Annotated in this window: 21 protein-coding genes; 7 read left to right on the plus strand and 14 right to left on the minus strand. The window is 52.6% G+C overall.

The features are described 5' to 3' along the window. The first annotated feature begins 15 nt into the window (after positions 1-15). Positions 16-570 (plus strand): YgjV family protein, encoded by a 555-nt coding sequence (locus OGX83_RS04540; protein ID WP_286587424.1) that lies wholly within the window; start codon positions 16-18, stop codon positions 568-570. A 16-nt stretch (positions 571-586) separates the two neighbouring features. Here OGX83_RS04540 and sstT read toward each other — a convergent pair whose 3' ends face one another. From sstT to OGX83_RS04560, 4 genes are all read right to left on the minus strand, one after another. Then, complete coding sequence (sstT, locus tag OGX83_RS04545; protein WP_103284687.1) at positions 587-1,831, minus strand: serine/threonine transporter SstT; 1,245 nt, start codon at positions 1,829-1,831, stop codon at positions 587-589. 242 nt (positions 1,832-2,073) lie between these two features. Further along, positions 2,074-3,042, minus strand: coding sequence for a TerC family protein (locus tag OGX83_RS04550; protein WP_003828551.1), 969 nt, complete (start codon positions 3,040-3,042; stop codon positions 2,074-2,076). Between the two features lie 271 nt (positions 3,043-3,313). Further along, complete coding sequence (locus OGX83_RS04555; protein WP_168978914.1) at positions 3,314-4,312, minus strand: Gfo/Idh/MocA family protein; 999 nt, start codon at positions 4,310-4,312, stop codon at positions 3,314-3,316. Between the two features lie 72 nt (positions 4,313-4,384). Next, complete coding sequence (locus tag OGX83_RS04560; protein ID WP_286587427.1) at positions 4,385-4,885, minus strand: M48 metallopeptidase family protein; 501 nt, start codon at positions 4,883-4,885, stop codon at positions 4,385-4,387. Positions 4,886-4,967: 82 nt separating this feature from the next. Here OGX83_RS04560 and rlmG point away from each other — a divergent pair, with 82 nt between their 5' ends. Then, positions 4,968-6,104 carry a 23S rRNA (guanine(1835)-N(2))-methyltransferase RlmG gene (gene rlmG / locus OGX83_RS04565; protein WP_008785866.1) on the plus strand — a complete coding sequence of 379 codons (1,137 nt, stop codon included), beginning with the start codon at positions 4,968-4,970 and terminating at the stop codon, positions 6,102-6,104. 53 nt (positions 6,105-6,157) lie between these two features. Here rlmG and OGX83_RS04570 read toward each other — a convergent pair whose 3' ends face one another. The 7 genes from OGX83_RS04570 to ebgR all read right to left on the minus strand — a co-directional run bounded on the left by OGX83_RS04570 (position 6,158) and on the right by ebgR (position 18,146). Next, a complete protein-coding gene (locus tag OGX83_RS04570; protein WP_286587429.1) occupies positions 6,158-8,176 on the minus strand; it encodes an oxidoreductase in 2,019 nt (672 codons plus the stop codon). A gap of 229 nt (positions 8,177-8,405) precedes the next feature. Beyond that, positions 8,406-10,757: an alpha-glucosidase gene (gene ygjK / locus OGX83_RS04575; RefSeq protein ID WP_286587431.1), complete on the minus strand. Its 2,352-nt coding sequence runs from the start codon at positions 10,755-10,757 to the stop codon at positions 8,406-8,408. A 16-nt stretch (positions 10,758-10,773) separates the two neighbouring features. Then, entirely contained in the window at positions 10,774-11,835 is a 1,062-nt protein-coding gene (ygjJ, locus tag OGX83_RS04580; protein ID WP_111464770.1) for a protein YgjJ, read from the minus strand. An 82-nt stretch (positions 11,836-11,917) separates the two neighbouring features. After that, a complete protein-coding gene (locus tag OGX83_RS04585; RefSeq protein WP_003828538.1) occupies positions 11,918-13,351 on the minus strand; it encodes an amino acid permease in 1,434 nt (477 codons plus the stop codon). 65 nt (positions 13,352-13,416) lie between these two features. Then, positions 13,417-13,866: a beta-galactosidase subunit beta gene (locus OGX83_RS04590; RefSeq protein WP_003828536.1), complete on the minus strand. Its 450-nt coding sequence runs from the start codon at positions 13,864-13,866 to the stop codon at positions 13,417-13,419. Beyond that, entirely contained in the window at positions 13,863-16,955 is a 3,093-nt protein-coding gene (gene ebgA / locus OGX83_RS04595) for a beta-galactosidase subunit alpha (RefSeq protein ID WP_286587433.1), read from the minus strand. Before ebgA ends, OGX83_RS04590 begins: the two co-directional genes overlap by 4 nt. 207 nt (positions 16,956-17,162) lie before the next feature. Further along, complete coding sequence (gene ebgR / locus OGX83_RS04600) at positions 17,163-18,146, minus strand: transcriptional regulator EbgR (protein WP_032945068.1); 984 nt, start codon at positions 18,144-18,146, stop codon at positions 17,163-17,165. A 209-nt stretch (positions 18,147-18,355) separates the two neighbouring features. On the opposite strand from ebgR, the gene OGX83_RS04605 reads away from it, so the two are divergent. Further along, complete coding sequence (locus OGX83_RS04605) at positions 18,356-18,688, plus strand: tRNA-binding protein (protein ID WP_016157522.1); 333 nt, start codon at positions 18,356-18,358, stop codon at positions 18,686-18,688. Positions 18,689-18,765: 77 nt separating this feature from the next. Here the strand turns inward: OGX83_RS04605 and ygjG are convergent, their stop codons facing one another. Then, entirely contained in the window at positions 18,766-20,145 is a 1,380-nt protein-coding gene (gene ygjG, locus OGX83_RS04610; RefSeq protein WP_057067552.1) for a putrescine aminotransferase, read from the minus strand. 430 nt (positions 20,146-20,575) lie between these two features. On the opposite strand from ygjG, the gene OGX83_RS04615 reads away from it, so the two are divergent. Continuing rightward, positions 20,576-22,096: a methyl-accepting chemotaxis protein gene (locus tag OGX83_RS04615; protein WP_100271883.1), complete on the plus strand. Its 1,521-nt coding sequence runs from the start codon at positions 20,576-20,578 to the stop codon at positions 22,094-22,096. A 53-nt stretch (positions 22,097-22,149) separates the two neighbouring features. Here the strand turns inward: OGX83_RS04615 and OGX83_RS04620 are convergent, their stop codons facing one another. After that, positions 22,150-22,830: a PadR family transcriptional regulator gene (locus tag OGX83_RS04620; RefSeq protein WP_165612482.1), complete on the minus strand. Its 681-nt coding sequence runs from the start codon at positions 22,828-22,830 to the stop codon at positions 22,150-22,152. Between the two features lie 235 nt (positions 22,831-23,065). Between OGX83_RS04620 and OGX83_RS04625 the strand changes: the two genes are divergently transcribed. Continuing rightward, on the plus strand, positions 23,066-23,839 hold the full coding sequence (locus OGX83_RS04625) for a siderophore-interacting protein (protein WP_103284689.1): 774 nt from the start codon (positions 23,066-23,068) through the stop codon (positions 23,837-23,839). Here the strand turns inward: OGX83_RS04625 and OGX83_RS04630 are convergent, their stop codons facing one another. Next, positions 23,840-24,688: a helix-turn-helix domain-containing protein gene (locus OGX83_RS04630; RefSeq protein ID WP_003828520.1), complete on the minus strand. Its 849-nt coding sequence runs from the start codon at positions 24,686-24,688 to the stop codon at positions 23,840-23,842. A gap of 67 nt (positions 24,689-24,755) precedes the next feature. Here OGX83_RS04630 and cfa point away from each other — a divergent pair, with 67 nt between their 5' ends. Beyond that, the gene (gene cfa / locus OGX83_RS04635; RefSeq protein WP_071445947.1) at positions 24,756-25,910 is read left to right on the plus strand and encodes a cyclopropane fatty acyl phospholipid synthase; all 1,155 of its coding nucleotides are present in this window, start codon (positions 24,756-24,758) and stop codon (positions 25,908-25,910) included. 318 nt (positions 25,911-26,228) lie between these two features. Then, on the plus strand, positions 26,229-26,896 hold a 668-nt coding region (locus tag OGX83_RS04640; RefSeq protein WP_286587435.1), incomplete at its 3' end, for an IS110 family RNA-guided transposase.

Raw genomic sequence — 26,896 nt, forward strand, 5'->3', positions numbered from 1 at the left:
ATTGGGGTTGCTTGCATGACCGCGTATTGGCTGGCCCAGGGCGTAGGTGTCATCGCCTTTCTGATCGGCATTACCACCTTTTTCAATCGCGATGAGCGCCGGTTCCGGCTGCAACTCGCTGTCTATAGCGCCACCATCGGCGTGCATTTTTTCCTGATGGGTGCCTGGCCTGCGGGAATGAGCGCAGAACTCAACACCATCCGCACACTTGTCTCAATGCATACTCGCAAACTGTGGGTAATGACCGTTTTTATTATCCTCACCCTGGTTCTCGGGCTGGCGAAATTACAGCATGCGATGGAGCTGTTGCCGATAATTGGCACGCTGGCCAGCACCTGGGCGCTGTTTCGCTGCAAGGGGTTAACCGTGCGCTGCGTCATGTGGTGCGCAACTGCCTGTTGGGTTATCCATAATTTCTGGCTGGGATCGATTGGTGGGACGATGATCGAAGGGAGTTTTCTGGTGATGAACGGCCTGAACATTATTCGCTTCCGGCGAATGCAAAAACGCGGAATTGATCCGTTCAAAATTGAAAAAAGCGTACAAGAAGAGAACCCCTCCGCCCGATGACGGAGGGGCGTAGGGATTAGCCGCGCAGGGCGTTATTTGCCAGACGCTCGTCTTCTGCCTGGCAGGCTGCAGCGGTAAACAGGACGTCTGTAGAAGAGTTCAACGCCGTTTCACATGAGTCCTGCAATACGCCGATGATAAAGCCAACGGCAACAACCTGCATGGCGATGTCATTCGGGATACCGAACATGTTGCACGCCAGCGGGATCAGCAGCAGAGAACCGCCGGCCACGCCCGATGCACCACAGGCACACAGCGAAGCCACCACGCTCAGTAACAGCGCAGTCGGTAAATCAACCGGAACACCCAGCGTATTCACCGCCGCCAGCGTCAGTACGGTAATGGTGATCGCCGCGCCCGCCATATTGATGGTGGCGCCCAGCGGGATAGACACCGAATAGGTATCACGATCCAGATTCAGCTTCTCACACAGCGCCATGTTCACCGGAATATTTGCTGCCGAACTGCGGGTAAAGAAGGCATACACGCCACTTTCACGCAGACAGGCCAGCACCAGCGGATACGGGTTACGGCGAATTTTCCAGAAGACCAGCAGTGGGTTAACCACAAACGCCACCAGCAGCATACAGCCTACCAGTACGGTCAGCAGTTGGGCGTAGCCCCAAAGCGTTGCGAAACCGGTGGTTGCCAGCGTGGAGGAGACCAGACCAAAGATACCGATTGGCGCGAAACGAATCACCAGTTTCACCATAAAGGTGACGGCGTTGGACATATCATTGACCAGATTTTTGGTCGTTTCATTACCGTGGCGCAGCGCAAAGCCCAGACCAACGGCCCATACCAGAATACCGATATAGTTAGCGTTAAGCAGGGCATCAACTGGGTTAGAAACCATGCTCATCAGCAGGCCGCGCATCACTTCAACAATCCCGGACGGCGGTACGATATCCCCCGCACTGCTGGAAAGATGCAGTGTTGATGGGAAAGCAAAGCTGAAGACAACGGCGGTTAATGCCGCTGAAAATGTTCCGAGCAGGTAGAGGAACAGAATGGGGCGGATATTGGTTTTTTGCCCGTGCTGGTGGTTGGCGATAGAAGCCATCACCAGCATCAGAACCAGAATTGGCGCGACGGCTTTTAATGCGCCGACGAACAGCGTACCCAGCAGACCAACGGCTTCAGCCGCAGGTTTTGACACCAGTGCCAGTAAAATCCCCAGTACCAAACCGATCAAAATTTGTTTAACCAGGCTCCCTTGCGCCAAACGCGAGAGTAGCCCCGATGAACGTTGCGTAGTCATGTAGTAATCCTTTCATTGTGTTGTTGCCTTACCTTTGTGCGTTCTGTTGACGCATCTTTCAGGATCGGGCAAATGTTTGCATGGCTGAGTATAAGGAAAGAACGCGGTTCGGGAAGCGAAATATCCTGGATTCCGCGTTGAGATCATATTTTATAACTTTAACTTAACATTATTTTGACATGATAAACAAAAAGCCCGACGCACGAAGTGTGCTGTCGGGCTTTTCAGCTAGCAGATGAAACTTACTGTATTTGCTGCTTTTTATCGTGCTGGTGGTTGACCCAAGCGTTCACAATCAGCGTCACAAACAGAATGCCAAATACCACGCCTAACGAGATAGCGATCGGGATATGGTAGAAATCGACGATCAGCATCTTAATACCGATAAACACCAAAATGACCGACAAGCCGTACTTCAGCATGGAGAAACGCTCCGCCACGCCCGCCAGCAGGAAGTACATCGCACGCAGACCCAAAATAGCAAACAGGTTTGAGGTCAGCACGATGAACGGGTCGGTGGTCACGGCAAAGATAGCTGGAATACTGTCGACGGCAAAAATCACATCGCTCAGCTCAACCAGAATCAACACCAGCATCAGCGGCGTAACAAACAGCAGGCCGTTTTTACGCACGAAGAATTTTTCATCTTCGATGGTATCGGTCATGCGCAAATGACCGCGCAGCCAGCGTACTAACGGTCTGTCGCCAATACCGGAGGCATCTTCTTTCGCCAGCGCCATCTTCACGCCGGTAAACAACAGGAACGCGCCGAACACGTACAACAGCCACTCAAACTGGGTGATAAGCCAGCTGCCCGCGAAGATCATGATCGTACGCAGCACAATCGCACCCAGCACGCCATACACCAGTACCCGACGCTGCAACGCAGGCGGTACGGAGAAGTAGCTGAACAGCATCAACCAGACAAAGACGTTATCTACCGCCAGCGATTTTTCGATCAAATAGCCGGTCAGGAACGCCAGCGCCTGTGGGTCGGCAACGGCGCGCCCTTGGGTTTCCGCCAGGTACCACCAGAAGGCGGCGTTAAACAGTAACGACAGCGTTACCCAGACGATTGACCAGGCCGCAGCCTGCTTCATTGACATCGTATGCGCGCCACGACGCCCCTGCAACAGCAGGTCGATGGCCAGCATAATTACCACCACGACAGCGAAGCCACCCCATAACAACGGTGTGCCGACAGTATTCATTGTATTTCCCCATGCATAAAAAAAACGGCCAACGCCGAATGACGTTAGCCGCTGCTTTTTATGCATAGACCTTGCCATTCGGCAAGGTCTCACTTACAACAACAAAGGAATACGGTGGCGTATTCCTTTGTTATCGCCCGGTGACCGGATGTGGTTTTTCACACATCGTAATGACGATCAACCGACAACGAAGTTACTCCCCTTTGCGGGTTACAAAATATTACAGGCCATGCTTTCAGTCAATGGCCTGCAACATTCGTTTTACACACCTTTACGCAGTCAGCGATGTTTCCGCTTCGTCTGCCGGGAAAACCACGCCGGTCTGGCGGCGAATCTCCGTTTGCAGTTTGGCGGTGATACGGCTGACGGCCAGTGCCGGGTGATCCACTTCGCCGGATTCAACCAAATGGGCAAAAGCCTCTGCCTCATACAGCATAGTATTGATGTGTTGAGGCGTCGTCAGATCCTGCGTTTTCCCACCGCGTGGCACGAAGCACACCTTTTGGCATTCGGAGATATGCTCGATGACCAGCGATCCCGACTCGCCCTGAATTTCACTGGCTAATACCGAGTCGCTTACTTTTGAGTGCTGGAGCGTAACGCTGAAATCACCGTAATTCAGCACTACCACGCCGTGGGCATCCACGCCACTTTCCAGCAGGCTGGCACTGGCCTGAACGCTCTGCGGTTCGCCCCACAGCGCAACCGCTGAGGCCAGGCAGTAAAAACCGATATCCATAATCGAGCCATTGGAGAACGCCGGATTAAACGTGTTCGGATTTTCACCGTCCAGATAGCGCTGGTAACGCGAGGAGTATTGGCAGTAATTGATAAACGCTTTCCTGATTTTTCCTACTCTGGGTAGTGATTGCTGTAACTGCAGGAAATTAGGCAGGTAGGCGGTTTTAAACGCTTCAAACAGTACGACCTGATTCTCACGCGCGCAGGCGATAGCGGCTTCGGCTTGCGCCAGATTGGAGGCCAGCGGCTTTTCGCAAATAACATGCTTTTTGTGCCGCAAAAACAGCTCGGTCTGCGGGAAATGCAAAGAGTTTGGACTGGCTATGTAGACGGCGTCGATCGCCTCGCTTTGCGCCATCGCTTCCAGCGAGGTAAACAGATGTTCGACAGGGTAATCGTTGGCGAAGGTCTGCGCCTGCTCAAGGCTACGAGAATAGACTGCGGTTAACTTATATTTGCCGGTTTCATGGGCGGCATCGACAAACTGGCGGGTGATCCAGTTTGTGCCAATTACTGCGAAACGTATCATAAAGGCCTTCAGGCTGCGAAAAGGGATTCTTTCGTCAATTTAGCATGCCCTGAAGACAAAGCCAGTGCGCGACTACGCAGTTTGCTTTAACGATTGTTGCGTTAACCACAGGCGGGTATCGAACTCCAGTTGATGATACTGAGGCTCCATATGACAGCAAAGCTGGTAAAACGCTTTGTCGTGCTCTTTTTCCTTCAGATGCGCCAGTTCATGAACGACGATCATGCGTAAAAAGGGTTCTGGGGCGCTGCGAAACACGGTGGCGACGCGGATCTCCGCTTTGGCTTTGAGCTTACCGCCCTGCACGCGAGAGACGGTGGTATGCAGCCCCAACGCATTCTTCAGAACGTGGATCTTGCTGTCATACATGACTTTATTCAGCGGCGGGGCGTTACGCAGAAACTGATTTTTCAGATCCTGGGTATATTGCCAGAGCGCTTTGTCAGTCGCGAAGTCATGCGTACCCGGATAGCGCTTCTCCAGCACTGCGCCCAGGCGCTGCTCAGCAATCAGCGTTCTCACTTGAGAAAGCAAATGTTCCGGGTAGCCCTGGAGGTAAGTTAGTTGGTTCATTCATGTCCACGCAAATCATAAAAGTGTATACTCACGCACCCTTTTCAGGGATACGCCGAAATTTTACCATTCAGGAGGGCCGATGAGCCACATAGACAACGGTTTCCGTTCGCTGTCACTTAAACGTTTCCCGGAAACGGATGACGTTAACCCGCTGCTGGCGTGGGAAGCTGCAGATGAATATCTGCTGCAACAGCTGGACGATACCGAGATTAGCGGCCCGGTGCTGATCCTGAATGATACCTTCGGCGCGCTGGGCTGTGCGCTGGCGGAACATACGCCGTACAGCATCGGCGATTCCTATCTCAGCGAGCTTGCCACGCGCGAGAACCTGCGTCACAACGATATTGCCGAGTCGAGCGTCAAGTTCCTCGACAGTACCGCTGACTATCCGCAGGCGCCGGGCGTGGTGCTGATTAAGCTGCCAAAAACCATGGCGCTGCTGGAGCAGCAACTGCGTGCGCTGCGCGAAGTGGTAACGCCAGAAACGCGCATCATCGCCGGGGCAAAAGCGCGTGATGTACATACCTCGACGCTGGAACTGTTTGAAAAAGTGCTGGGTCCAACCACCACTACGCTGGCGTGGAAAAAAGCCCGATTGATCAACTGTACGTTCAGCAAACCGGAGCTGGCCGCTGCCTCACAGACGCTAAGCTGGAAGCTGGAAGGCACCGACTGGACTATCCATAACCACGCCAACGTCTTCTCCCGTACCGGGCTGGATATCGGCGCACGCTTTTTTATCGAGCATCTGCCGGAAAACCTTGAAGGGGAGATTGTTGATCTCGGCTGCGGCAACGGCGTCATCGGTATGACGCTGCTGGCGAAAAACCCAGAAGCCAGTGTGGTATTTGTTGATGAATCGCCAATGGCGGTGGCTTCAAGCCGCCTGAACGTGGAAAGTAACATGCCTGAAGCGCTGGATCGCTGTGAGTTTATGATTAACAACGCGCTGTCTGGCGTTGAACCGTTCCGCTTTAACGCTGTGCTGTGCAACCCACCGTTCCATCAGAAGCACGCGCTGACGGATAACATTGCCTGGGAAATGTTCCACCACGCCCGTCGCTGCCTGAAAATCAACGGTGAGCTGTACATTGTGGCTAACCGTCACCTCGACTACTTCCACAAGCTGAAGAAGATTTTCGGCAACTGCGTAACCATCGCCACCAATAATAAATTCGTGGTGCTGAAAGCGGTCAAAACCGGTCGCCGTCGGTAATAGCGGGTGCCGGATGCGGCTAACGCCTTATCCGGCCTACGAAATACATCCTGTTAAATTTCCAGTGCCAGCCTGGTGCCTTGCGCAATAGCGCGTCGGGCATCCAGTTCCATCGCCACATCGCAGCCGCCGATCAGATGCACCGTTTTACCTGCCGCGTGCAGCGGATCGACCAGCTCACGGCGCGGCTCTTGTCCGGCACAAATCACCACGTTATCCACGTTAAAGATCACCTGTTCACCGTTCAACACAACGTGTAACCCATCATCATCAATCTTCTGATAGCTGACTGCCGGGATCATTTTCACGCCGCGTGAGAGCAGGGTGGCGCGATGGATCCAGCCCGTCGTTTTACCTAAACCTTGCCCCGGTTTGCTGGCTTTTCGCTGTAACATCACTATCTGGCGAGGGCTGCGGGATAGGTGCGGACCTTCCGGGCGTAAGCCGCCAGGCTGTTGCAGGCTGGTGTCGATCCCCCATTCCACGCAGAACTCCGCAATGTTCTGGCTGGTGGGTTCACCGGGCTGACTCAGATACATTGCAGTATCAAAACCGATCCCGCCGCAGCCCACGATCGCCACGCGTTTACCCACTGGCGTTTTATCGCGCAGAACGTCGAGATAGCTCAGTACCTTAGGATGATCGATCCCCTCGATCGGCGGCATACGAGGCTCGATCCCACTGGCAAGGATCACTTCGTCGAAGGTGTGCAGATCGTGTGCGCTGACAAAGTGATTCAGCTTCAGGGTCACGCCAGTCACGTCGATCATCCGACGGTAGTAGCGCAGGGTTTCATAGAATTCTTCTTTGCCAGGGATCTGTTTGGCGATATTAAACTGCCCGCCAATCTCGCCATGTGCGTCAAATAGCGTCACGTGATGCCCGCGCGCTGCGGCATTAATGGCGAAGGCAAGGCCTGCAGGACCCGCACCGACAACCGCCAGATTTTTCGGCACAGTTGCCGCAACGATCGGCATTTTGGTTTCATGGCAGGCGCGCGGATTGACCAGGCAAGAGGTGACTTTGCCGACGAAGATCTGATCCAGACAGGCCTGGTTACAGCCGATACAGGTGTTGATCTCATCCGCTCGTCCGGTTTGCGCTTTTGACAGCAGTTCGGCATCGGCGAGGAACGGACGGGCCATCGATACCATATCTGCATCGCCACGGGCCAGAATGTCGTCGGCGACTTGGGGATCGTTAATGCGGTTGGTGGTGACCAGTGGGATTGTTACATGCCCTTTCAGCTTACGCGTCACCCAACTAAACGCACCGCGCGGTACCGGGGTAGCGATAGTGGGAATACGTGCCTCATGCCAGCCAATACCGGTGTTAATAATGGTGGCCCCCGCGGCTTCTATAGCCTGCGCCAGCTGAACGGTTTCGTCGAAGGTTCCGCCGTTTTCCACCAGATCGAGCATCGACAGGCGGAAGATAATAATAAAGTCATTCCCGGCACGCTGACGTACCGCTCGCACCACCTCAACGGCAAACCGCATGCGGTTGGCATACTCACCGCCCCATTGGTCATCGCGCTGGTTGGTACGCAGGGTCAGGAATTCGTTGATGAGATATCCTTCCGACCCCATCACTTCCACGCCATCGTAGCCCGCTTCCCGCGCCAGCTGTGCGCAGTGGGCAAAATCTTCAATCAACTGCAGCACTTCATCGTGCGTTAATTCATGTGGCGTAAAGCGGTTAATGGGTGCCTGAATAGCAGAAGGTGCCACCAGATGCGGCTGGTAGCTGTAACGTCCGGTGTGCAGGATCTGCAGGGCGATTTTACCGCCTTCATCATGCACAGTATCAGTAATGACTCGATGGTGAGCAAGCTGGCTGGTGTCGTTCAGCATCGCACCGCCTTCCATTCCCACGCCGGAAAGCGCAGGCGCAATGCCTCCACTCACAATTAACGCTACGCCGTGACGGGCGCGCTCGGCGTAGAACGCGGCCAGCCGTTCTGCACCATCGGGATACTCTTCCAGCCCGGTATGCATTGAACCCATCAGCACGCGGTTTTTAAGCGTGGTGAAGCCTAAATCGAGCGGGGCGAACAGCGACGGATAGCTCATAAAGGTGTCCAGTATGTAAAATTATTGTTATGTGGTCGGATGAGTTAATAATTTAGCCGTCGCCGCGTAAAAGGGAAAAGGGGAATGCCGTGATTGTGATGGGATTCAAAAAAGGAGTGGAGCCAGAGGACGAATATGCCGGATATCGGTGCAAGCACCTAATCCGGCCTGTGAAAATGTGTCTTTGTAGGCCGGATAAGCGAAGCGCCATCCGGCGTTATGTCACAGATTACTGTTTTTTAAGAAAATCGTTATACAGCATATAGAGATGAGCCGCGCTCCAGGAGAAATTCGGTGCGCCCTGCTGTGCGCCGGTCAGCGGGTTATAGTTTTCCTGAATCGGACCGTCAGCGGTGAGGCCTTTGGCGTGGCTGAAGAAGGTATCCGCCAGTTTTAACGCGTCATCGCGATAGCCGTAACGCTCCATCCCTTTTAGCCCGAACCAGAACTGATCCACCCAGACGCGCCCGCGCCAGTAGATATCCGCGCCGAAAGCCGGGTTGGTCAGCGCCGCTGTGCCAAGTGGGACAAAGGTGTTGAACTCTTTGGGGTCGAGCATCACCTTAACCACCGCGTCCGCATGGGGCTGCGTTGCTGCGCCGTTAAACAGCGGTGACCAGCCTTCCGGCCCTTTGCCACGTTCGACGATCGGTTTACCCGCGCAGCCGTTTGCCAGCGGTTGCTCCTCAATACGAACGTCATAATAGAATTTTGTTGTCGGGTCGAACATGCAGGTGTTGATGTAATCTGCGAGTTTTTGCGCCAACTGGCGATAGCGTTGCGCCTCTTGGTGTTTGCCGAGCAGGGTCGCCATCTGCGCCAGATAATGGTTGTCGCTGTACATGTAGCTGGCCTGATCGACTGACTCCTGCAACAGCGAGTAACCCAGCAAATTACCGTCTTTACTGCGATTTTCGGCAAATTTCACCACCCAGTCGCTGCGTTTTCCACCACCCGCGACGTATTTATCCAGTTGATCTTTATCGATAAAACCGAATACAGCCGCATCGTCACGACCGGACTCCCACGAGGCGGCAACCTGCGCTGGGATCTCCAGGCTGTCATACTGACCCTTATCGATCACGGTGGCGTAGTTGTTAAGCCCGGAGAGCGTTTCTTCCTTGTCGCCTTTTTTTACCGTAAACAACATTTCGCCGCGGTCAGTATTGTGGGCTTTATCGCGGGTAGCGCCGTATTCCGGCACGCCGTTGCCATTATGATCGCGGTTACGCAGCCACCAGTCGTGATACGCAACCAGCTTTGGATACATCTCTTCGAGCCAGGCCTTGTCTTTGGTGACGTTGTAGACCTCCATCACCGACCAGCCTGCCAGGCTGGGTTTGGTGTTGCGCTCGTTCCAGTTACCGCCGTCGCCGCCGCGTTCCGGGCTGAGATTCCAGGCAATCAGGTCGGGAATGAATCCGGCATCCTGCGGGCGAACCGGATCACCGGGTTTAACCTGCCATGAAAAGACGGCGCGAATATTCTCTTTGGCGATCTCCGGGTTAAAGTGCGCCATGGCGAAGGCCTGTTTCCAGGTGTCCCACGGCCAGGTTTGGTTGCCGGAGAACCAGCGGCCGGTGACCGATGGCGTCACGGTATTGTGTTTTACCGCACCGCCTGGCGAGCGCCAGTTGCCGTTCAGCGTTTCAATAGCTTTTACCGCGACCCGGGTTTGTTCCGTTGTGGCATCCGGGTTAGTTAAGCCTTTTTGCAGATAATCTGCCCAGCGCTTTTGTGATGCAGCAAGATACCAGGCCGGGCGCGCCAGAATATCGCGGATCTGCGGCTGCTCTTTCGCCACATCCTCGGCGGTAAGCAGATGAGACCAGGTGGTGTAAATGGTTGTCGAACCACTGATATGGGCCTTCCCCGTAAAGCGATGACCGTTAACCGTGGTTTTCATAGCGACAGATTTATGCACCTGATACTCCGACTCACCGGAGGTGAGCAGATCCCAGGTTGAGCGCACTTTGCCGAAGGTGACTTTCAGACCGTCGTGCGTGGCGGTGATTTTGCGCTGATAGCCAGGGAATTCGCTATCAATGGTTTTATCCGACAGCGCTTTTCCCTCTTTGGCTTCCAGTTTCTCCAGCAGCTCGCCGTCCCACACCAGATCCAGCGGCGTGTTGCTGGTGATTTTGGTTTCCAGCAGCGAGGTGCGCGGGCTGGCAAAACGCAGCGTCATCTCTATTTGCACATGCTTAGATGACAGCTTTTGCACCAGCGCGCCGGGAATGCTGTAGGCCTCAAGCGCGAAATCGACCTTTTTACCGTGCTGGTACACCGTCAGACGGTCAAAATTATTGGCCATAAAATTGATGTATTCTTCGGTCAGCAACGCCACGCCTGGAAAACCACCCATCGTTGCAGGGCCGTCCGGGAGCAAATGACCGTGCCAGGCGCCGAGATCGAAAAATGGATTAAAGCGCTGGTGGTCGTCGTGATCGTAGTCATGCATGTAGCCCGGCGCACCGGTGCGATTAATGATGTTTTTAAAGTCGTTAGCACTGGCGGCATGTGCGGAGAAGTTCATCAGCAGGATACAGGCCAGCGGCGTAAGAATAGGTTTCATGTTCATGGTATTCCGGTCCTTGTTACCAATAGAAATATTGCATCAGGAAGATTTGGTCGCTCGGGTCGCCGGATGCATTCTGCATATAGAACCGACTGTCGAAGGCGGTAGCGAAACGGCCGCCGCCGTATTCATACCAGATACCGAACTGCATAAAGGAAGTGGTTTCGTCCTCGGCGCGATCCGGTCGGTGTTTGGCGTAGCTATAAGCAGTGGAGAGGTAAACGCCTTTTAGCGCTTCATACATTGCGCTGACCATATAGCCGGTTTCGGTGCCGGACACATCCAGCCCGTCGGCGCGGCCCGTGTGGTGCCAGGCGCGGGCGGCGAAGTTGGGCGAAAGGATGCCGGTCAGGAACAGCTGTCCGGTACCATCTGTGATCTCCAGGCCGTTCATCCAGGTTACGCCTTCAGTCAGGTCGTACTGGATATAGCCGTTCATCATGGCCGGATAGGTATATTTATCGTCGTAGCGATCGTATTTACCAAAGTGCAGCCAGGCTTTGCTCTCGTCGTGGTGTCCGGCGGGCGTTGCTGTCACGCTGTAGCGCAAAGGACCGGTCAGGTTTTGTACCTTAATGGCGGTCATGATGTCACGGGTGTTGGGAATAACGTAGCCCAGGTCTGGAGTGAAATCCCCCCACCATTGCAGGTCATCCAGCGAAGAGTCCTGGCGCAGACTGAGCATCAGCTCCGTTCCGTCATTGGTACGATAACCGCCGTAAAAGCGGTTGATCCCGCCCTCGAATCCGCCCCAGCTATGGTCAGGAACCCAGGCATTGCCCTGATGGTCGGCCTGCACGGTCCAGCCCTCGCCGTAGATCAGACCAAACCAAGAGCCGTGTTTTATCTCCAGGCCACCTTCTATATAGGTACCATCACTGTATTTATGTTTGTCTTGTCCTTCTAAATCCATATATCCTCCCATGCCCAATTCGCCATAAAAGCGAATTGAGGGGGAAGATATTTCTGGTGTTTTCGTGTCGTCGTGTTCTGCAGGGCGAACTTCTTCTGCACCCAGAGAGGAGACGCAGAAAAAGGGCAGGGCAATAATTGCCCTGCAACAATGGCTAATGTTTTTCATGCTTCGATCCTAAGCAAATAAAATTTAATTTTTATTGTTATAGCCTTGGCGAATATTGTTTATTGTTATTATGTTTTAGTCATTAATTGATATCTGAAGCAGGGGCTGCCTCAATAGCTTTTTCTTCTTTGGTTAGCCCTTTGATATATTTACTGTATTTCCACCAGGCAAAACCGAGGAAAATAACAATCCCACCGACGTTATAGAAAATAATGGTCATGATATTGCCGCCGGTTGGGAAGGTAGAGGCAATAAATCCGATGGTGAAAAGAACGATCAGCATCGACACCACAACAATGCCGGTTTTTTGCGAACCCATACGGAAGTCGCGCGGTAAGTGGTCCAGTTTTGCACGCAGATTCAGGTAAGCCAGCATAATAAACAGCGGCGGCAGCATCGAGGCGGCGGCGGTCATGTTGATGATAGTGTTCATTAAATCCTGCACGGTATTGGAGCCGAGCGTCGGGATAATCATCAGCGGGATAACGATCAGGAACTGGATCCACGCTGCGCGGGCCGGAACGCCATTTTCATTCAGTTCGACGGTTTTTTTACCGAAAATACCCGCCGGAATTTCAGAGAAGAAGATCTTCACCGGCGTTGCGGTCCACATCAGCAGGGAGCCGAACATCGCGGTAAAGGAGACCAGGCCGACAAAGCGGTTCACGACCAACTCCGGCAGGCCGAAATATGCCGCCAGGCCGTGGAATACCTGCACCGATCCACCGGTAAACTTTAGCTCTTTGCTGCTGACGAAGACGTTAATCAGCACCGAGGAGATGGAATAGAGCACGCCGATAAAAATTCCGGCAATGATAATGACTTTCACGAATGATTTGGAGCCGCCCTTGACGTCGTTGACGTAAACCGCCACCGACTCCGCGCCGCCTGCCGCCATAAAAATCCAGGTGGTGATACCGAGGAAGGCCCAGTTAAAATTCGGGATCATTGCGTCTACGGTGATAGGGTCAGCAGGCTGTACGCCACCAACCAGCGCCGTACCTGCCAGTAAAATATAGGACAGCGTCAGCAGCAGCATCAACGTGGAGGTGACCGAGGTAATCGGTCCTAACATTTTTGCACCATTGGTCGAAACCCAGGTGGAGAAGGCAAACAGCACCATACTTAACACGGTGGTTGCGAACGGCGTCAGAATGTATTCGTAGCCTAAAAAAGCATATGAGGCGTAGGCAATAACGCGGGGCAAAAGCGAGGTAAAAAAGAATAGGTTAACGAACCAGTAGGTGTAGGCAGTAATAAATGCCCAACGTCCACCCAGCGAACTTTTTACCCATGCGTAGACACCGGCTTCGGAGTTTTTATTCAGCGAAACAAATTCGGCGATGATTAAGCAAAACGGAATAAAGTAGAAAATCGTCGCGAGGAAAAACATCGGTGCGGATGCCAGACCAAGCTCAATATTATTGTTGATTACGTTATTAAAACTATAAACCGCGGCAAAGGTGAGTGAAAGTAAGCCGAACTTGCCGATGGTATTACGTTTGGTATCAGACATAGCACATCTCCGATTCCTGATTATTATAGGGTACTGGCGGCGCAACGTCGGCGCCGCCTGTGTTTTTATTTATTATGAAAATAACCATCTTCGATGGTGACTTTGAGTACGACTTTTTTCACTGCGTTATTACAAATAAAACGATAGGCTTCATGGTTGTCACAAATAACCATTTGTCCTTCGTGCACTTCGACGGTTTTTCCACAACCTTTCAGATATTCGCGATCGGTTTCATCGCGATAATATTCAACCACCTGGAGATCCTCTTTGGCGGCATACTCTATTTTTTGCTGCCCTTGCAGGTAGTAATGGATCTCAAAATAACGACGATGACCGGTAAACAGCGCATCGGTCGCGGAGTCTGTCTCCACGCGGTAGCTCAGGGAATCACCGATAGAGTGGGCGACGCCTGGCTGAATATTGTCAATATTTTCAATAGCCTCGACGCAGCGTTGCCATTTCCGACCTGAAGCATAGCGTTGCTGGAACTGCTCTAAGTTGTCGATGATCCTCATTTTGTATTCTCGCTGTGCATATTCGTGGAAAAGAACCCGGTGCCAAAGGCGCAGTTGGCGGTGGTTTGAGCGCCAGATTCGCTGCCGGAAACCGGCAACAACGTGAAGCCGTAGCTGAATGACGTAAACCAGACGCGCCAGGAATCGAGTACTTCACTTCCCCACGAGTTGGAACCTAAGCCCAGCAACTGGTGGTCCAGATTCAGGGTGATGTCATCGCTACGCTGTAGCGCGTTGCAGTGTTGTGCGGCAAAGATATTTTCTGACGTATAGCGCCAGGCGCTCAGGTTGACAGGGCGCTGCCCAACCACCAGCAGACCGTTGCCGTGGCGGTTGGTTAGTGTTGCCCAGCGCACGTCCTGACGATTGCCGTTGTTTTGCGGGAAAGGATAATTTTCGAACATCTCATCCACGCTGCTGCGCCAGATGTCGATGATGTTGGCCTGCTGACTATCGGCATAGTTTTCACCTGGACCACGTCCGTAATACGCCACCTGGCCCAAATCACCGTTGATGCCCATCGTGAAACCGATGCACGGAATAATGTCCCGGTACTCGCCGTAAGGCTGGCCAGAAAGTTCCACATTCAGCTGACCGTCCGCGGCAATGCGCCAGCGATAGGTGCAGCGCATACCGAAATCGAATACCGGCGGGGCGATAATGGTCTGGCTGGTTATCAGCAGCGCATCATCGGTTTGCTCAAGGGTAAACTCGCGCAGATGCTCCTGCATAATCTGTAAATGATTCGGCTGCCAGAGGCCTTCGAACTCTTGCTTGTGGTTATCAATGGTCGGTTTGAAGAAATTAATCTTCGGCTCGCGGGTAATCAGCTCTTCGCCATTGACGTTCCAGGCGATCGGTTTACCGGTCAGCTTTGAGAAGGTCAGATGGAAGTTATAACCGCGAACGGTGCAGCTCTGGCGGCTGTCTTCCAGCGTCAGAGGGTTGGCGTTTTGCAGGCTAAACGGTACGGCAGCCGCCGTTCTGGCCTTCAGCGGGAACTGATAAGTCGCGATGTGATGCCCGGCTTCGCTGTATGACGTACGGGAATCTTTCGTCACGGTGACGTTAAGGAACGCTTCGCGCGCATCCAGCTCCGGCAGTGCACATTGCAGCAGCGCGTCGCTGTTGGGAGGAACGTCGCGCAGTTTTATCTGCTGAACAGAGAGCGTATCTCCTTCGGCGCGAACCTCAATATGCAAGGTGTAGTCGTCAAGCGTGGTGAACCAGAGTTTGTTTTCTACCCGTAGCTCGCCGCGGGCCAGATCCTGTGCGCGCACTTTCACCGGCGCAATTACCTGCTTGTACTCTTTCAGTCCCGGTCCTGGGGTTTGATCGGAATAAATCAGGCCATCAAGGCAGAAGTTGTAGTTGTTCGGATAGTCGCCGTAGTCGCCGCCATATTTGTACCAGACGTTGCCGTCGTCATCTTTAGCCTGAATCCCGTGATCGCACCACTCCCAGACATAGTGCCCCTGAATGCAATCATGCTGATAGAAGACGTTCTGATATTCCGTTAGCCCGCCGGGACCGTTGCCCATGGCGTGAGCATATTCACAGATGATGCGCGGTTTAGGATGCGGATATTCACCAAACTCATTCATCAGCGGCACGCGGGTGTACATGGTGGAGATGATATCCACCACTTCAGCGTCACGATCTTCTTCGTAATGGATCAGACGCGTGTCATCCAGCGCTTTCGCAGCGTGATACATGGCGCGGATGTTACAGCCGTATCCGGATTCGTTACCGAGCGACCAGATGATGATCGAAGGGTGATTTTTCTGCGCATGGACGTGGCGCACGATGCGCTCAACGTAGACATTTTCCCACAGTGGATCGTCGGTGATCCGACTGATATCGCCGATATTGGCGAAGCCGTGAGATTCAACGTCTGTTTCGGCCATCACGAACAGGCCGTAGATATCGCACAATTCATAGAAACGCGGATCGTTCGGGTAATGGGCGGTGCGTACGGAGTTGATGTTGTGCTGCTTCATTAACAGCAGATCTTTTTCAACACGATCCATACCGACCGCGCGGCCCTTAAGATGATCGTTATCGTGGCGGTTAACGCCATGCAGCATCACGTAGCGGTTATTGATGTAAAACAGACCGTCGCGAACTTTAATATCGCGGAATCCAACGCGCTGTGGCACGACCTCAAGGATGTTGCCGCTGGCATCTTTCAGCGTCATCACCAGATGGTAGAGATACGGCGATTCCGCAGACCACTGCTGCGGCGCGCTAACCTTGAAATGAAAAGCGGTCTGCGTTTGTTTATCCACTTTCAGGGCGTTAATCACACCGCTATGCAGCGCCTTCTCACCGTCAAACAAGGTGTATTCCAGCGACGCTATCGCTGGCGTGGAGGCCAGGTTTTCCAGCGCAATGTCGCAGGAGAGGGTGGCGTCGCGATAGTCATCATCGAACTCGGTGCGAACGGTAAAATCCTGAATGTGGGTCGCCTGTTTGCCGACCAGATAGACGTCGCGGAAAATTCCCGCCGACCACCACATATCCTGGTCTTCAACGTAGGTGGAATCAGCCCATTGCATTACGCGAACGCACAGCAGGTTATCACCGGTCTTCACCAGCGCGCTGATATCAAATTCGGCCGTCAGGCGACTGCCTTTGCTGAAGCCAACGTACTGACCATTCACGTAAACTTCGAAGTAGGTTTCTACGCCATCAAACTTAATCAGCGTCTGTTTGCCCTGCCAGCCTTCGCTGAGGGTGAAAATACGCTGATAGGCCCCGGTGGGGTTATTGGTCGGAACGTAGGGGACATCAATCGGGAAAGGAAAACCTTCGTCGGTATACTGCAGCTTGCCGTGTCCTTCCATCTGCCACATGCCGGGGACGGTGATGCTGCCCCAGTCACTCATAAACTGCGACGTAAAGGCTTCCGGCACCTGCAGCGGATGCTCAAAGAACTGAAAATTCCACTGACCGCTTAGCAGCTGAAAGAGACTGCTGGTTTCGCGGGCAAACGAGCGAGCCTGCGCAACGGAGTCGTAAGAGAAAAAATATGCGCGTGGCGCCAGTCGATTTTCGTGGGTGAGCTGAATGTTTTCCCAGCGATTCATAAGGCCTCCCGGTGGAGAAAAATCGGAACCATTCATTGTAATGGTGGGTAAGTGTAATTGATGATGATTTTAGTAAAAGTTTTACTAAAATATAGCGGGTGAGGTGATTTACTTTAACTGGATCACGAAAATAATTCGGACGCGGAAAAGAATGCATGACAATGCGCGCCCGGCATCAGAAGAAACCGGGCGGGCTAACGGGGGATTTCAGCGGGTGGTGCCGCGCAGTTTCAGCTTGCTGGGAACAAAAACCAGCAGGGGGAGCGCACGCCCGTCACGGGCTTTTTCGAACAGCAGGTTGACGCCCTGACTGCCCATCATTTCCGAATGAATGCGAACGGTGGAAAGCGGAGGAAAGGTGAAACGCGCCGTTGGGATATCATTAACGCTAATCAGCGAAATATCCTGCGGAATATTCAGACCACGCTCGTGGATGGCGCGCAGAACGCCAATGGCAATCGAGTCTGAAGCCACAAACAGGGCGCTGGGATAGTCGGGTTTCGCCAGCATTTCTTTAGCCAGTTCATAGCCTGATGAACTGGAGAAACCGCCGCGATAGATATCCTGTTCAGAAACGACCTGCTGTAGACGACCGTATTCGACAAACGCGGCTTCGCGGATATCGGCCTTGCCTGGCTGGTCTTCGCCGCCGATGAAACCAATGCGGGTGACGCCCTGGGCAATGAAGAAGTCGATGCTCTCTTTGCTGATGCGGGCCAGATCGATATCGACGGCGTCATATTCGCTGCCGGATTCATGGAAATCGATAAAGCAGATGTTGTCGGTAAGCGCTGTTGCCGCCTCGCGCAGAGCGGGAGAAGGCTTGCCGACAATAAGAATGCCGGTAATGTGTTTGCTCTCCGGCAGCCCACTGTGCTCATAGCAGTTGGTCAGTTCGATCCCGAGTTTCTCACACTGGGTTTCAATCCCATGGCGGATCGCGAGGTAGTAAGGATCGTTGATTTCCAAATCTTGCTGATAGCTGTAGAGCGCCAGAATATGCTGGGGGCCGAGCGCGCTGGTCTGGTTCTTTCGGGCGCTGCTGGTTTTGTACTCCAGCTTTTCCGCGATCTCCAGAATGCGATGCTTAGTCTCTTCTTTTACATTCAGCGTGGGGTCATCGTTTAAAACCCGGGACACTGTCGCCAGGGACACGCCAGCTTCGATTGCGATGTCTTTAAGTGTTGCCATGTTTGCCTTTTCCCTGAGTTACCTGCGCATTGTAAATGAAGTGCTTATCTATTCATCTGTTTTCAGTAAAAAAAGCATGATTAATTGACATGCTCGGGGTAAAACTGGGCTTTCAGAGTGTGATGAGTACGTCATTTTCCCGCTTTTGAGAACAATGCCCGGAAAATATTTTGCTAGTATTTAGTAAAATTTTACCAAAGGAGAAAATAATGGATACCGTCGCATTTGCTGATTTTGCCCGAATGGAAATACGTGTTGGAAAAATCGCACAGGTAAAGCGCCATGACAATGCCGATAAGCTGTATATCGTACAGGTAGATGTGGGAGAGCGTACGCTGCAAACCGTAACCAGCCTGGTGCCTTACTACAGTGAAGAGGAGTTGATGGGCAAAACGGTGGTGGTGCTGTGTAATCTGCAAAAGGCCAAAATGCGCGGTGAGACATCAGAGTGCATGCTGCTGTGTGCGGAAACCGACGACGGTAGTGAAAGCGTACTGTTGACGCCAGAACGCCTTATGCCTGCTGGTGTGCGGATTGTTTAAGTTAGGTTAATTGCCGGATGGCGGCTACGCCTTATCCGGCCTACAAAAGAGTGTCTTTTATAGGCCGGGTAAGGTTGTTACATTTGCTCCACGCTCACCCGTAATGCTGCCAGGGCTTTGCGCGTCGATCGCAATACCAGATCGCATTGCTCGATCGTTAACGTCAACGGTGGTTCGATGCGGATCGTCTTTGCATTATTAAGTGTGCCGGCAACCAGCACCCGCTGGCGGAACATCTCACTGGCAAAGTTGTAGCCGATTTCATTATCGACAAACTCAATCGCCATCAGCATTCCCTTACCGCGTACATCATGCACCAGGTCCGGGTATTCCCGCGCAAGCTGGCGGAAACCATCCAGCAACATATCGCCTTTCTGCTCCGCCTGAGCCGGTAAATTTTGCTCCAGCAGGACGTTAATGGTGGCCAGCGCAGCTGCACAAGCGAGCGGGTTGCCGCCAAACGTGGTGGTATGCAGGAAAGGATTGTCGAACAGGACGGAGAACACCTCTTCGGTGGCAATGGTCGCGCCAATTGGCATCACACCGCCGCCCAACGCTTTGGCCAGGCACATAATGTCGGGTTGCACGTTTTCGTGTTCGCAGGCGAACATCTTGCCGGTACGCCCCATGCCGGTTTGCACTTCGTCAAGGATCATCAGCGCGCCAAACTCATCGCAAAGTTTACGAACGGCGGTCAAATAACCTTGCGGCGGCAGGATCACCCCTCCTTCACCCTGGATCGGCTCGAGGATCACAGCTGCGACATCGTCACCGGTCTTTTTACACTCGCTGAGCATGGTGCGCATTGCGTTAATATCGCCAAACGGCACATGACGGAAGCCCGGCAGCAGCGGCATAAAAGGTTTACGGAAGGTGGATTTAGCCGTAGCGGACAGCGCGCCCAGTGATTTACCGTGGAATGCGCCGCTGGTGGCAATAAACGTAAATTTACCGCGCGGCGATTGATATGCTTTCGCCAGCTTCAGGGCGGCTTCAACCGACTCGGTCCCGCTGTTACAGAAAAAACTGTATTTCAGTTTACCGGGCGCCAGTGCGGCGAGGGTTTTTGCCAGCATGGCCCGCAGAGGGTCAAGTAACTCCTGGCTGTGCAGAGGTTGTTTCGCGAGTTGATTCTGTACGGCGGAAACCACGACTGGATTACGGTGCCCCACGTTGAAAATTCCAAAACCGCCCAGGCAATCGACGAACTCCTGCCCCTGGGTGTCGACAAGCGTATTCAGGCTTCCCGCTTGCCACTCTACGGCTCCGTAATCCCCGCCTGCAGTTACAGATTTTCGATACTCTAAGAACCCCGGATTGACATGCTCCTTGAAGTACTCAATCACCTCTTTGTTCAATGATTTCATTTCCTCATGATCAAGCGTGCGCTTTTCAATGAGATTCAGTGCGTGTGCGCTGCAGGCCAGGGCCGATGCGCTGGAAGGTAACCTGTTCAAAATATGCTCCCGGAGCTCGCGTATCACATGATACTGATTTAAGTATTGCAGGGATTACGCCATTCCGGCGCGCTTAGCAAAAATCGGGATAAATACCAGGAAATATCTCATTTGCGCAACATTTAATGCCATGTTTTAACATTGGCTGGCATTTTGCCCAGGTCAGAAGCCTGAAAACAGATCGAATAAACGCAAATTTGCGCTAAAAATGGGCAATATTTGCACTGTGACGGTGCGCTGGTAGAAGTGACGTTGAATAGTTACTAGATGAAAGTATTTTAAATCAATGGATTAGAATGCGTACAGATTTTGAGGTTTAATCGCAAATTGCGATCTAAATCAAATTTAACAACTAAAGATAAAAAAATTATCGCCGAAATAACATAAGCCGAAAGAGTTAACAACCAGATAACCTGCACAGGACGCAATCATGTCTTCTCATCCCTACGTTAGTCAGCAAAATACACCGCTGGATGATGATATCACCCTCATGTCTACCACCGATTTACAAAGCTATATCACCCATGCGAACGATACATTTGTCCAGGTCAGTGGCTATCAGCTGAATGAATTGCTCGATAAGCCGCACAATCAGGTTCGTCATCCGGACATGCCAAAAGCGGCGTTTGCGGATATGTGGTACACCCTGAAGCAGGGCGAGCCATGGAGCGGGATTGTGAAAAACCGGCGTAAGAATGGCGATCACTACTGGGTGAGGGCCAATGCGGTGCCGATGGTGCGGGAAGGACGCGTGACCGGGTATATGTCGATTCGTACCCGGGCTACTGACGAGGAAATTGCGGCGGTAGAGCCTTTATATAAAGCGCTGAACGAAGGACGTTGCAACCGACGTATTCATAAAGGGCTGGTGGTACGCAAAGGCTGGCTGGGTAAACTGCCGGCGATGCCGATTCGCTGGCGGGTGCGCAGCGTGATGGCATTCATGTTTGTCCTGCTAGCGGTCGCATTGCAGCAAATGGGCGCCGAATGGCCGTTACAGCTGATGAGTGCATTGGTGATGCTTTTTGGAACGGCTATTTTCGAATGGCAAATTGTGCGTCCTATTGAGAATGTCACCCGTCAGGCGCTGAAAGTGGCGACCGGTGAGCGGAACAGCGTGTCGCATCTTAACCGTAGTGATGAACTGGGCCTGATGCTACGAGCAGTGGGCCAACTTGGATTAATGTGTCGCTGGCTCATTCACGACGTCTCCAGCCAGGTGAGTTGCGTGCGCAGCGACAGCGAAACGCTGGCGAAAGGCAGCGATGATTTAAACAAGCATACGCAGCAGACCGTAGAGAATGTGCAGGAAACGGTGACCACCATGAATCAGATGGCGGCATCGGTGAAACAAAACTCAGAGACCGCCGCCGCGGCCGATAAGCTCTCTATTGCCGCCAGTAGCGCGGCAACGCACGGCGGTGAGGCGATGGATACCGTCATCAAAACCATGGACGATATCGCCAACAGCACCCAGCGGATCGGCACCATTACGACGCTGATTAACGATATTGCCTTCCAGACCAACATTCTGGCTTTGAATGCCGCTGTTGAAGCCGCGCGGGCGGGCGAGCAAGGGAAAGGGTTCGCCGTGGTGGCGGGAGAAGTACGTCATCTTGCTAGCCGTAGCGCCAGTGCAGCCAATGATATCCGCAAGTTGATTGATGCCAGCGCTGACAAGGTGCAGTCCGGATCTGACCAGGTTCACGCCGCAGGACGCACGATGGACGATATTGTGGCGCAGGTGCAAAACGTCACTCAGCTGATCGCCCAAATCAGCCACTCCACGCTGGAACAGTCAGATGGTCTTTCCAGCCTGACCCGCGCGGTGAATGAATTAAGCAACATTACACAGAAAAACGCCGAACTGGTTGAAGAGAGTGCGCAGATTTCCGCGATGGTGAAACATCGCGCGGGTCGTCTGGAAGATGCGGTTACGGTGCTGCATTAATACTAAAAATACAGGCGGAACGTCGGGCATACGGGTTCCGCCTGCTGTGCAGATTAATCCAGCTGAGTAATATCCAGCGCAGCGCGATCGATAATACCGATGATTTTTTTGATCTGCGCATCGCTGGTATCACCATGATTGACCCGTAGATCCAGCACGGCTTTGAAGTTTTCCAGCGCGCGTTTCATCTGTGGATTTTTGCGTAATTCAAAACCCACGCAGCGGGCTTTAATACGTTCGTGGATATGTTCCAGATGTTCACGGTTCTCATCCAGCCACTGCTGGCCCTGGGTCGTGATCGCAATCTGTTTACGCCCACCTTCCTCGTCGCTGACGGTGATCAGTGCCTGATCCTGCAAGAAATCCAGCGTTGGATAGATAACGCCCGGGCTTGGGGTGTAGTTACCCTGAGTCAGGGTTTCAATCGCTTTAATCAGTTCGTAGCCGTGGCTGGCGTCGCGGGTCAAGATATCCAGAATCACCAGGCGTAATTCGCCGTGGCCAAAGAACCGCTGACGACGACCACCGCCGCCACCACGACCGTGGCGATGTCCGCAACCCTGCTCGTGGTGATGTTCTTTGTTACAACCTTCATGGCGATGTTCTTCACCTTTGCAGCAACCTGCATGGTGCTCGTTGTGGCGGCCTTCATGGTGATGTCCTTCACCCTTGCAGCAGCCTTCGTGTTGGTGCTCTGTGTGCTTACAGCAACCTTCATGATGGTTTTGCATCATCGTCTCCTGATGTTATTTAGATATATCTAATTTATATCTAAAAATTATCAGTTTGCAAGTCTACAAATTATATTATGTGTAACGTGATGATTATTAACTATTTTTATATGGGTGTGATAGCCGGGTAATCATAATTTAACTATATCAAAAAGTGCTTGCAATATTTTTGATTAGCAATCATTATCATTTAAAGAATCAATTTAGATATATCGTATTATCTTCACAAGGCGAAAAAATGACAAAAAACATCTCACGCTACCCACAGCGCGTTCGCAATGAACTGCGTTTTCGAGAACTTACTGTCCTGCGCGTAGAGCGTATTAGCGCGGGCTTTCAGCGTATTGTACTGGGCGGTGACGCGCTGGACGGTTTTAGCTCACGCGGCTTTGACGACCATACCAAGGTCTTTTTCCCTGAACCGGGCAGCAACTTTGTACCACCTGTCGTCACCGATGAAGGCATTGTCTGGGCGGACGGTGTACGTCCGTTATCCCGTGACTACACGCCGTTGTATGACGAAGCGCGCCATGAGCTGGCACTGGATTTCTATATTCATGACGGTGGCGTGGCAAGTACATGGGCGATGAATGCCCGTGAGGGTGACAAGCTGACGATCGGCGGGCCGCGCGGTTCTTTGGTGGTACCAGAGGACTATGCGTATCAGGTTTACGTGTGTGATGAGTCGGGAATGCCCGCGTTGCGCCGACGCCTGGAGTCGCTCAGCCGTTTGGCGGTACGTCCGCACGTCACGGCGCTGGTTAGCGTGCAGGATGCAGCCTACCAGGACTATTTTGCCCATCTCGACGGATTTACTCTTCAGTGGTTTATCGGCCATGACGAGCAGGCGGTGAATGAACATTTATCGCGGCTAAGCGTGCCCGCAGACGATTATTTCATCTGGATCACCGGCGAAGGCAAGGTGGTCAAAAACCTGAGTGCTCGTTTTGAAACCGAGGCGTTCGATCAGCAACGGGTTCGTGCAGCGGCTTACTGGCATCAACGCCGTTAATCAGTAATTAGAGGGCGGAACGCCAAACGCCTGGCGGAATGCGTAGCTAAATGCCGCGGTACTTGAATACCCAACGTCGAGTGCCACGGCGGTTACGCTTTTATTTTTCTTCAGCATTAATACCGATTCAAGTATTCGCATTTTTTGCTTCCAGACGCTGAAGGGCAATCCGGTTTCTTTTTTGAAATGACGTGAAAAGGTACGGGCAGACATACCCAAATGCTGCGCCCAGTATTCAACCGAATGCTCCAGTGCGGGGGATTCTTGTATTGTTCGGCAGACTTTGGTTAATTCGCGATCCTGCGGCCAGGGTAATACAAAAGCGACTTCCGGGAGTTGCAGAATAATATCGACCAGCACACTAACCAGCTTGCCCTCTTTTGACTGACTATCATAATGGCCTGAAATTGAATTCGTGGCGTAATGAATAAACTCTCTGGCGAAATCACTGATAGCCACTACTTTGCATTCATTGATGCTCTCTTCAAGAAAACCCGGTTTAATATCCAGATTTTCTAAATATACATCATCTAATGCCCAAACCGCATGCTCCGTATTATTTGGGATCCAGATGCCATAATGCGCCGGGATTATCCAGCACTTACCGGCAACATCAATGCGCATGCTGCCTTTGCGGGCGAAATGAAACTGCATAAAAGAGTGTGAATGCTGCGGTACATGGTGGTTGGCTTCCAGGACATAAGAGCGAAAGAATACGTCCTGCGGCAGTTCGGTCATGGAGTTATCCGGGAAGGAGTTCCACTGTTTTTGCGCGAGAGTTTCCATAAATGAATCGTCAATGCTCCCGATGGTGTGTCCGCTGCTCGATAGATCTTGTCCGCGGATCATAATACATACACTCTTTTTTCCATAATAATCTTGCGTAATAATTTTTAGCCCACTTTTGGTAAATACCATGAACTCGCTTTGTTCAGATGCTGTCATCGTCAATGAAACAAATGATAACTGGACCCGAATGGGAAAAGAGCTGCTTTCGCAAGCGGATATCAGAATTAATGGCTCGCGCGCCTGGGACATTCAACTTCATCATACCGGTTTCTTTAAACGGGTATTGCAACAAGGCTCATTAGGGCTTGGCGAAAGCTATATGGAAGGCTGGTGGGACTGCGAACGGCTCGATATTCTGTTCTGCAAAATCCTGAAAGCAAAACTCGACCAGCAGATGCCTGGTAATCTGAAAGATATTTTACGCATTGCCAGCGCACGCCTGTTTAATTTGCAGTCACGGAGCCGCGCATGGATCGTCGGTAAAGAACATTATGATATTGGTAACGATCTCTTTGCGCTGATGCTTGATCCGCATATGCAATATTCCTGCGGTTACTGGAAAGACGCGACCACCTTAGACGATGCGCAAAATGCCAAATTAAAAATGATCTGCGAGAAGCTGCAGCTTAAGCCGGGTATGCGTTTACTCGATATCGGTTGTGGATGGGGCGGGTTGGCAGAATATGCGGCGCGTCATTATGGCGTGGCGGTAGAAGGCGTTACCATTTCCAAAGAGCAGCAGAAAATGGCGCAGCAGCGCTGTGAAGGGCTGGACGTTAACATTCTGCTGCAGGATTATCGCGATCTTGATAAACACTACGATCGCATTGTGTCCGTGGGGATGTTTGAACATGTCGGGCCGAAAAACTACGACACCTATTTCAGCATCGCTGACCGTTGTTTAAAACCGGACGGGCTGTTCCTGCTGCATACTATTGGCAGCAATAAAAAAGGGATGAGCGTCGATCCGTGGATCAATAAATACATTTTCCCGAACGGTTGCTTACCGTCGATTTCCCATATTGCCGAGGCCAGCGAATCACGGTTTGTGATGGAGGACTGGCATAACTTCGGCAGCGATTATGATAAAACGCTGATGGCCTGGCATGAGCGCTTTAATCAGGCCTGGCCGGAGCTGTCGTCACGTTATTCCGCCACCTTCAGAAGAATGTTTAATTATTATTTATGTGCCTGCGCCGGGGCTTTCCGCGCCAGAGATATTGAGCTTTGGCAGGTGCTGTTTAGCCGCGGCGTAGAGGGCGGGATCCGCGTTTATCGTTAACGTTCTGCCGGATGGCGGCGCAAGCGCCTTATCCGGCCTACATAGGTTTGTACTCGTAGGCCTGATAAGCGCAGCGCATCAGGCGTATCTTCGCCGGATGGTGGCGAAAGCGCCTTATCCGGCCTTGTATTATCCTCTCTGTGCAGAGAGGGCCGGCCAGTTCTCCCTGCCATGCCGTCCGCATGCCGTATCCGGCCTTAGGTTAACAACCTGTATTGTAGATTTATGCAGCGGACTGCCGTTCTCCACAAGTGACAAACCGGACAGTATCATGGACCGGTTTTCCCGGTAATCCGCATTCACAAGGTTGGTCTCACTATGGAACAGGAACTTCATTTTATCGGTATTGACGTCTCTAAAGCCAAGCTGGATGTCGATGTGCTGCGTCCCGATGGCCGTCACCGCAGTAAAAAATTTGCGAACACCCTGAAGGGCCACAATGAACTCCTCCACTGGCTCAACAGCCATAACGTGGCGCCGGCGCATATCTGTATGGAAGCCACCAGTACGTATATGGAAGACGTGGCCGCCCATCTCAGTGATGCCGGATTCACCGTCTCCATCATCAATCCTGCCCTCGGCAAAGCCTTCGCACAGAGCGAGGGGCTGCGCAGCAAAACCGATGCCGTTGATGCCCGCATGCTGGCAGAGTTTTGCCGTCAGAAGCGCCCGGCAGTCTGGGAAGCTCCGCATCCGGTTGAACGGGCGTTACGGGCACTGGTGCTGCGCCATCAGTCACTGACGGATATGCGTACGCAGGAACTGAATCGCCTTGAGACAGCACGTGAGGTACAGCGTCCGAGTATCGACGCTCATCTGCTGTGGCTTCATGCCGAAATTAAACGCATCGAAAAGCAGATAAAGGACCTGACGGATGACGACCCGGACATGAAACACCGCAGGAAGCTGCTGGAAAGTATCCCGGGTATCGGGGAAAAGACGTCGGCGGTGCTGCTGGCTTATGTGGGACTGAAGGACAGGTTCAG

It is taken from the genome of Citrobacter sp. Cpo074 (assembly GCF_030332745.1).
GTDB classification, from domain to species: Bacteria; Pseudomonadota; Gammaproteobacteria; order Enterobacterales; family Enterobacteriaceae; genus Citrobacter; species Citrobacter portucalensis.

Bases quoted from the DNA above. Each gene is read 5' to 3' on its own strand.
- OGX83_RS04540 (WP_286587424.1), top strand. From the start codon at position 16: ATGACCGCGTATTGGCTGGCCCAGGGCGTAGGTGTCATCGCCTTTCTG.
- sstT (WP_103284687.1), bottom strand. From the start codon at position 1,831: ATGACTACGCAACGTTCATCGGGGCTACTCTCGCGTTTGGCGCAAGGG.
- OGX83_RS04550 (WP_003828551.1), bottom strand. From the start codon at position 3,042: ATGAATACTGTCGGCACACCGTTGTTATGGGGTGGCTTCGCTGTCGTG.
- OGX83_RS04555 (WP_168978914.1), bottom strand. From the start codon at position 4,312: ATGATACGTTTCGCAGTAATTGGCACAAACTGGATCACCCGCCAGTTT.
- OGX83_RS04560 (WP_286587427.1), bottom strand. From the start codon at position 4,885: ATGAACCAACTAACTTACCTCCAGGGCTACCCGGAACATTTGCTTTCT.
- rlmG (WP_008785866.1), top strand. From the start codon at position 4,968: ATGAGCCACATAGACAACGGTTTCCGTTCGCTGTCACTTAAACGTTTC.
- OGX83_RS04570 (WP_286587429.1), bottom strand. From the start codon at position 8,176: ATGAGCTATCCGTCGCTGTTCGCCCCGCTCGATTTAGGCTTCACCACG.
- ygjK (WP_286587431.1), bottom strand. From the start codon at position 10,757: ATGAACATGAAACCTATTCTTACGCCGCTGGCCTGTATCCTGCTGATG.
- ygjJ (WP_111464770.1), bottom strand. From the start codon at position 11,835: ATGAAAAACATTAGCCATTGTTGCAGGGCAATTATTGCCCTGCCCTTT.
- OGX83_RS04585 (WP_003828538.1), bottom strand. From the start codon at position 13,351: ATGTCTGATACCAAACGTAATACCATCGGCAAGTTCGGCTTACTTTCA.
- OGX83_RS04590 (WP_003828536.1), bottom strand. From the start codon at position 13,866: ATGAGGATCATCGACAACTTAGAGCAGTTCCAGCAACGCTATGCTTCA.
- ebgA (WP_286587433.1), bottom strand. From the start codon at position 16,955: ATGAATCGCTGGGAAAACATTCAGCTCACCCACGAAAATCGACTGGCG.
- ebgR (WP_032945068.1), bottom strand. From the start codon at position 18,146: ATGGCAACACTTAAAGACATCGCAATCGAAGCTGGCGTGTCCCTGGCG.
- OGX83_RS04605 (WP_016157522.1), top strand. From the start codon at position 18,356: ATGGATACCGTCGCATTTGCTGATTTTGCCCGAATGGAAATACGTGTT.
- OGX83_RS04615 (WP_100271883.1), top strand. From the start codon at position 20,576: ATGTCTTCTCATCCCTACGTTAGTCAGCAAAATACACCGCTGGATGAT.
- OGX83_RS04620 (WP_165612482.1), bottom strand. From the start codon at position 22,830: ATGATGCAAAACCATCATGAAGGTTGCTGTAAGCACACAGAGCACCAA.
- OGX83_RS04625 (WP_103284689.1), top strand. From the start codon at position 23,066: ATGACAAAAAACATCTCACGCTACCCACAGCGCGTTCGCAATGAACTG.
- OGX83_RS04630 (WP_003828520.1), bottom strand. From the start codon at position 24,688: ATGATCCGCGGACAAGATCTATCGAGCAGCGGACACACCATCGGGAGC.
- cfa (WP_071445947.1), top strand. From the start codon at position 24,756: ATGAACTCGCTTTGTTCAGATGCTGTCATCGTCAATGAAACAAATGAT.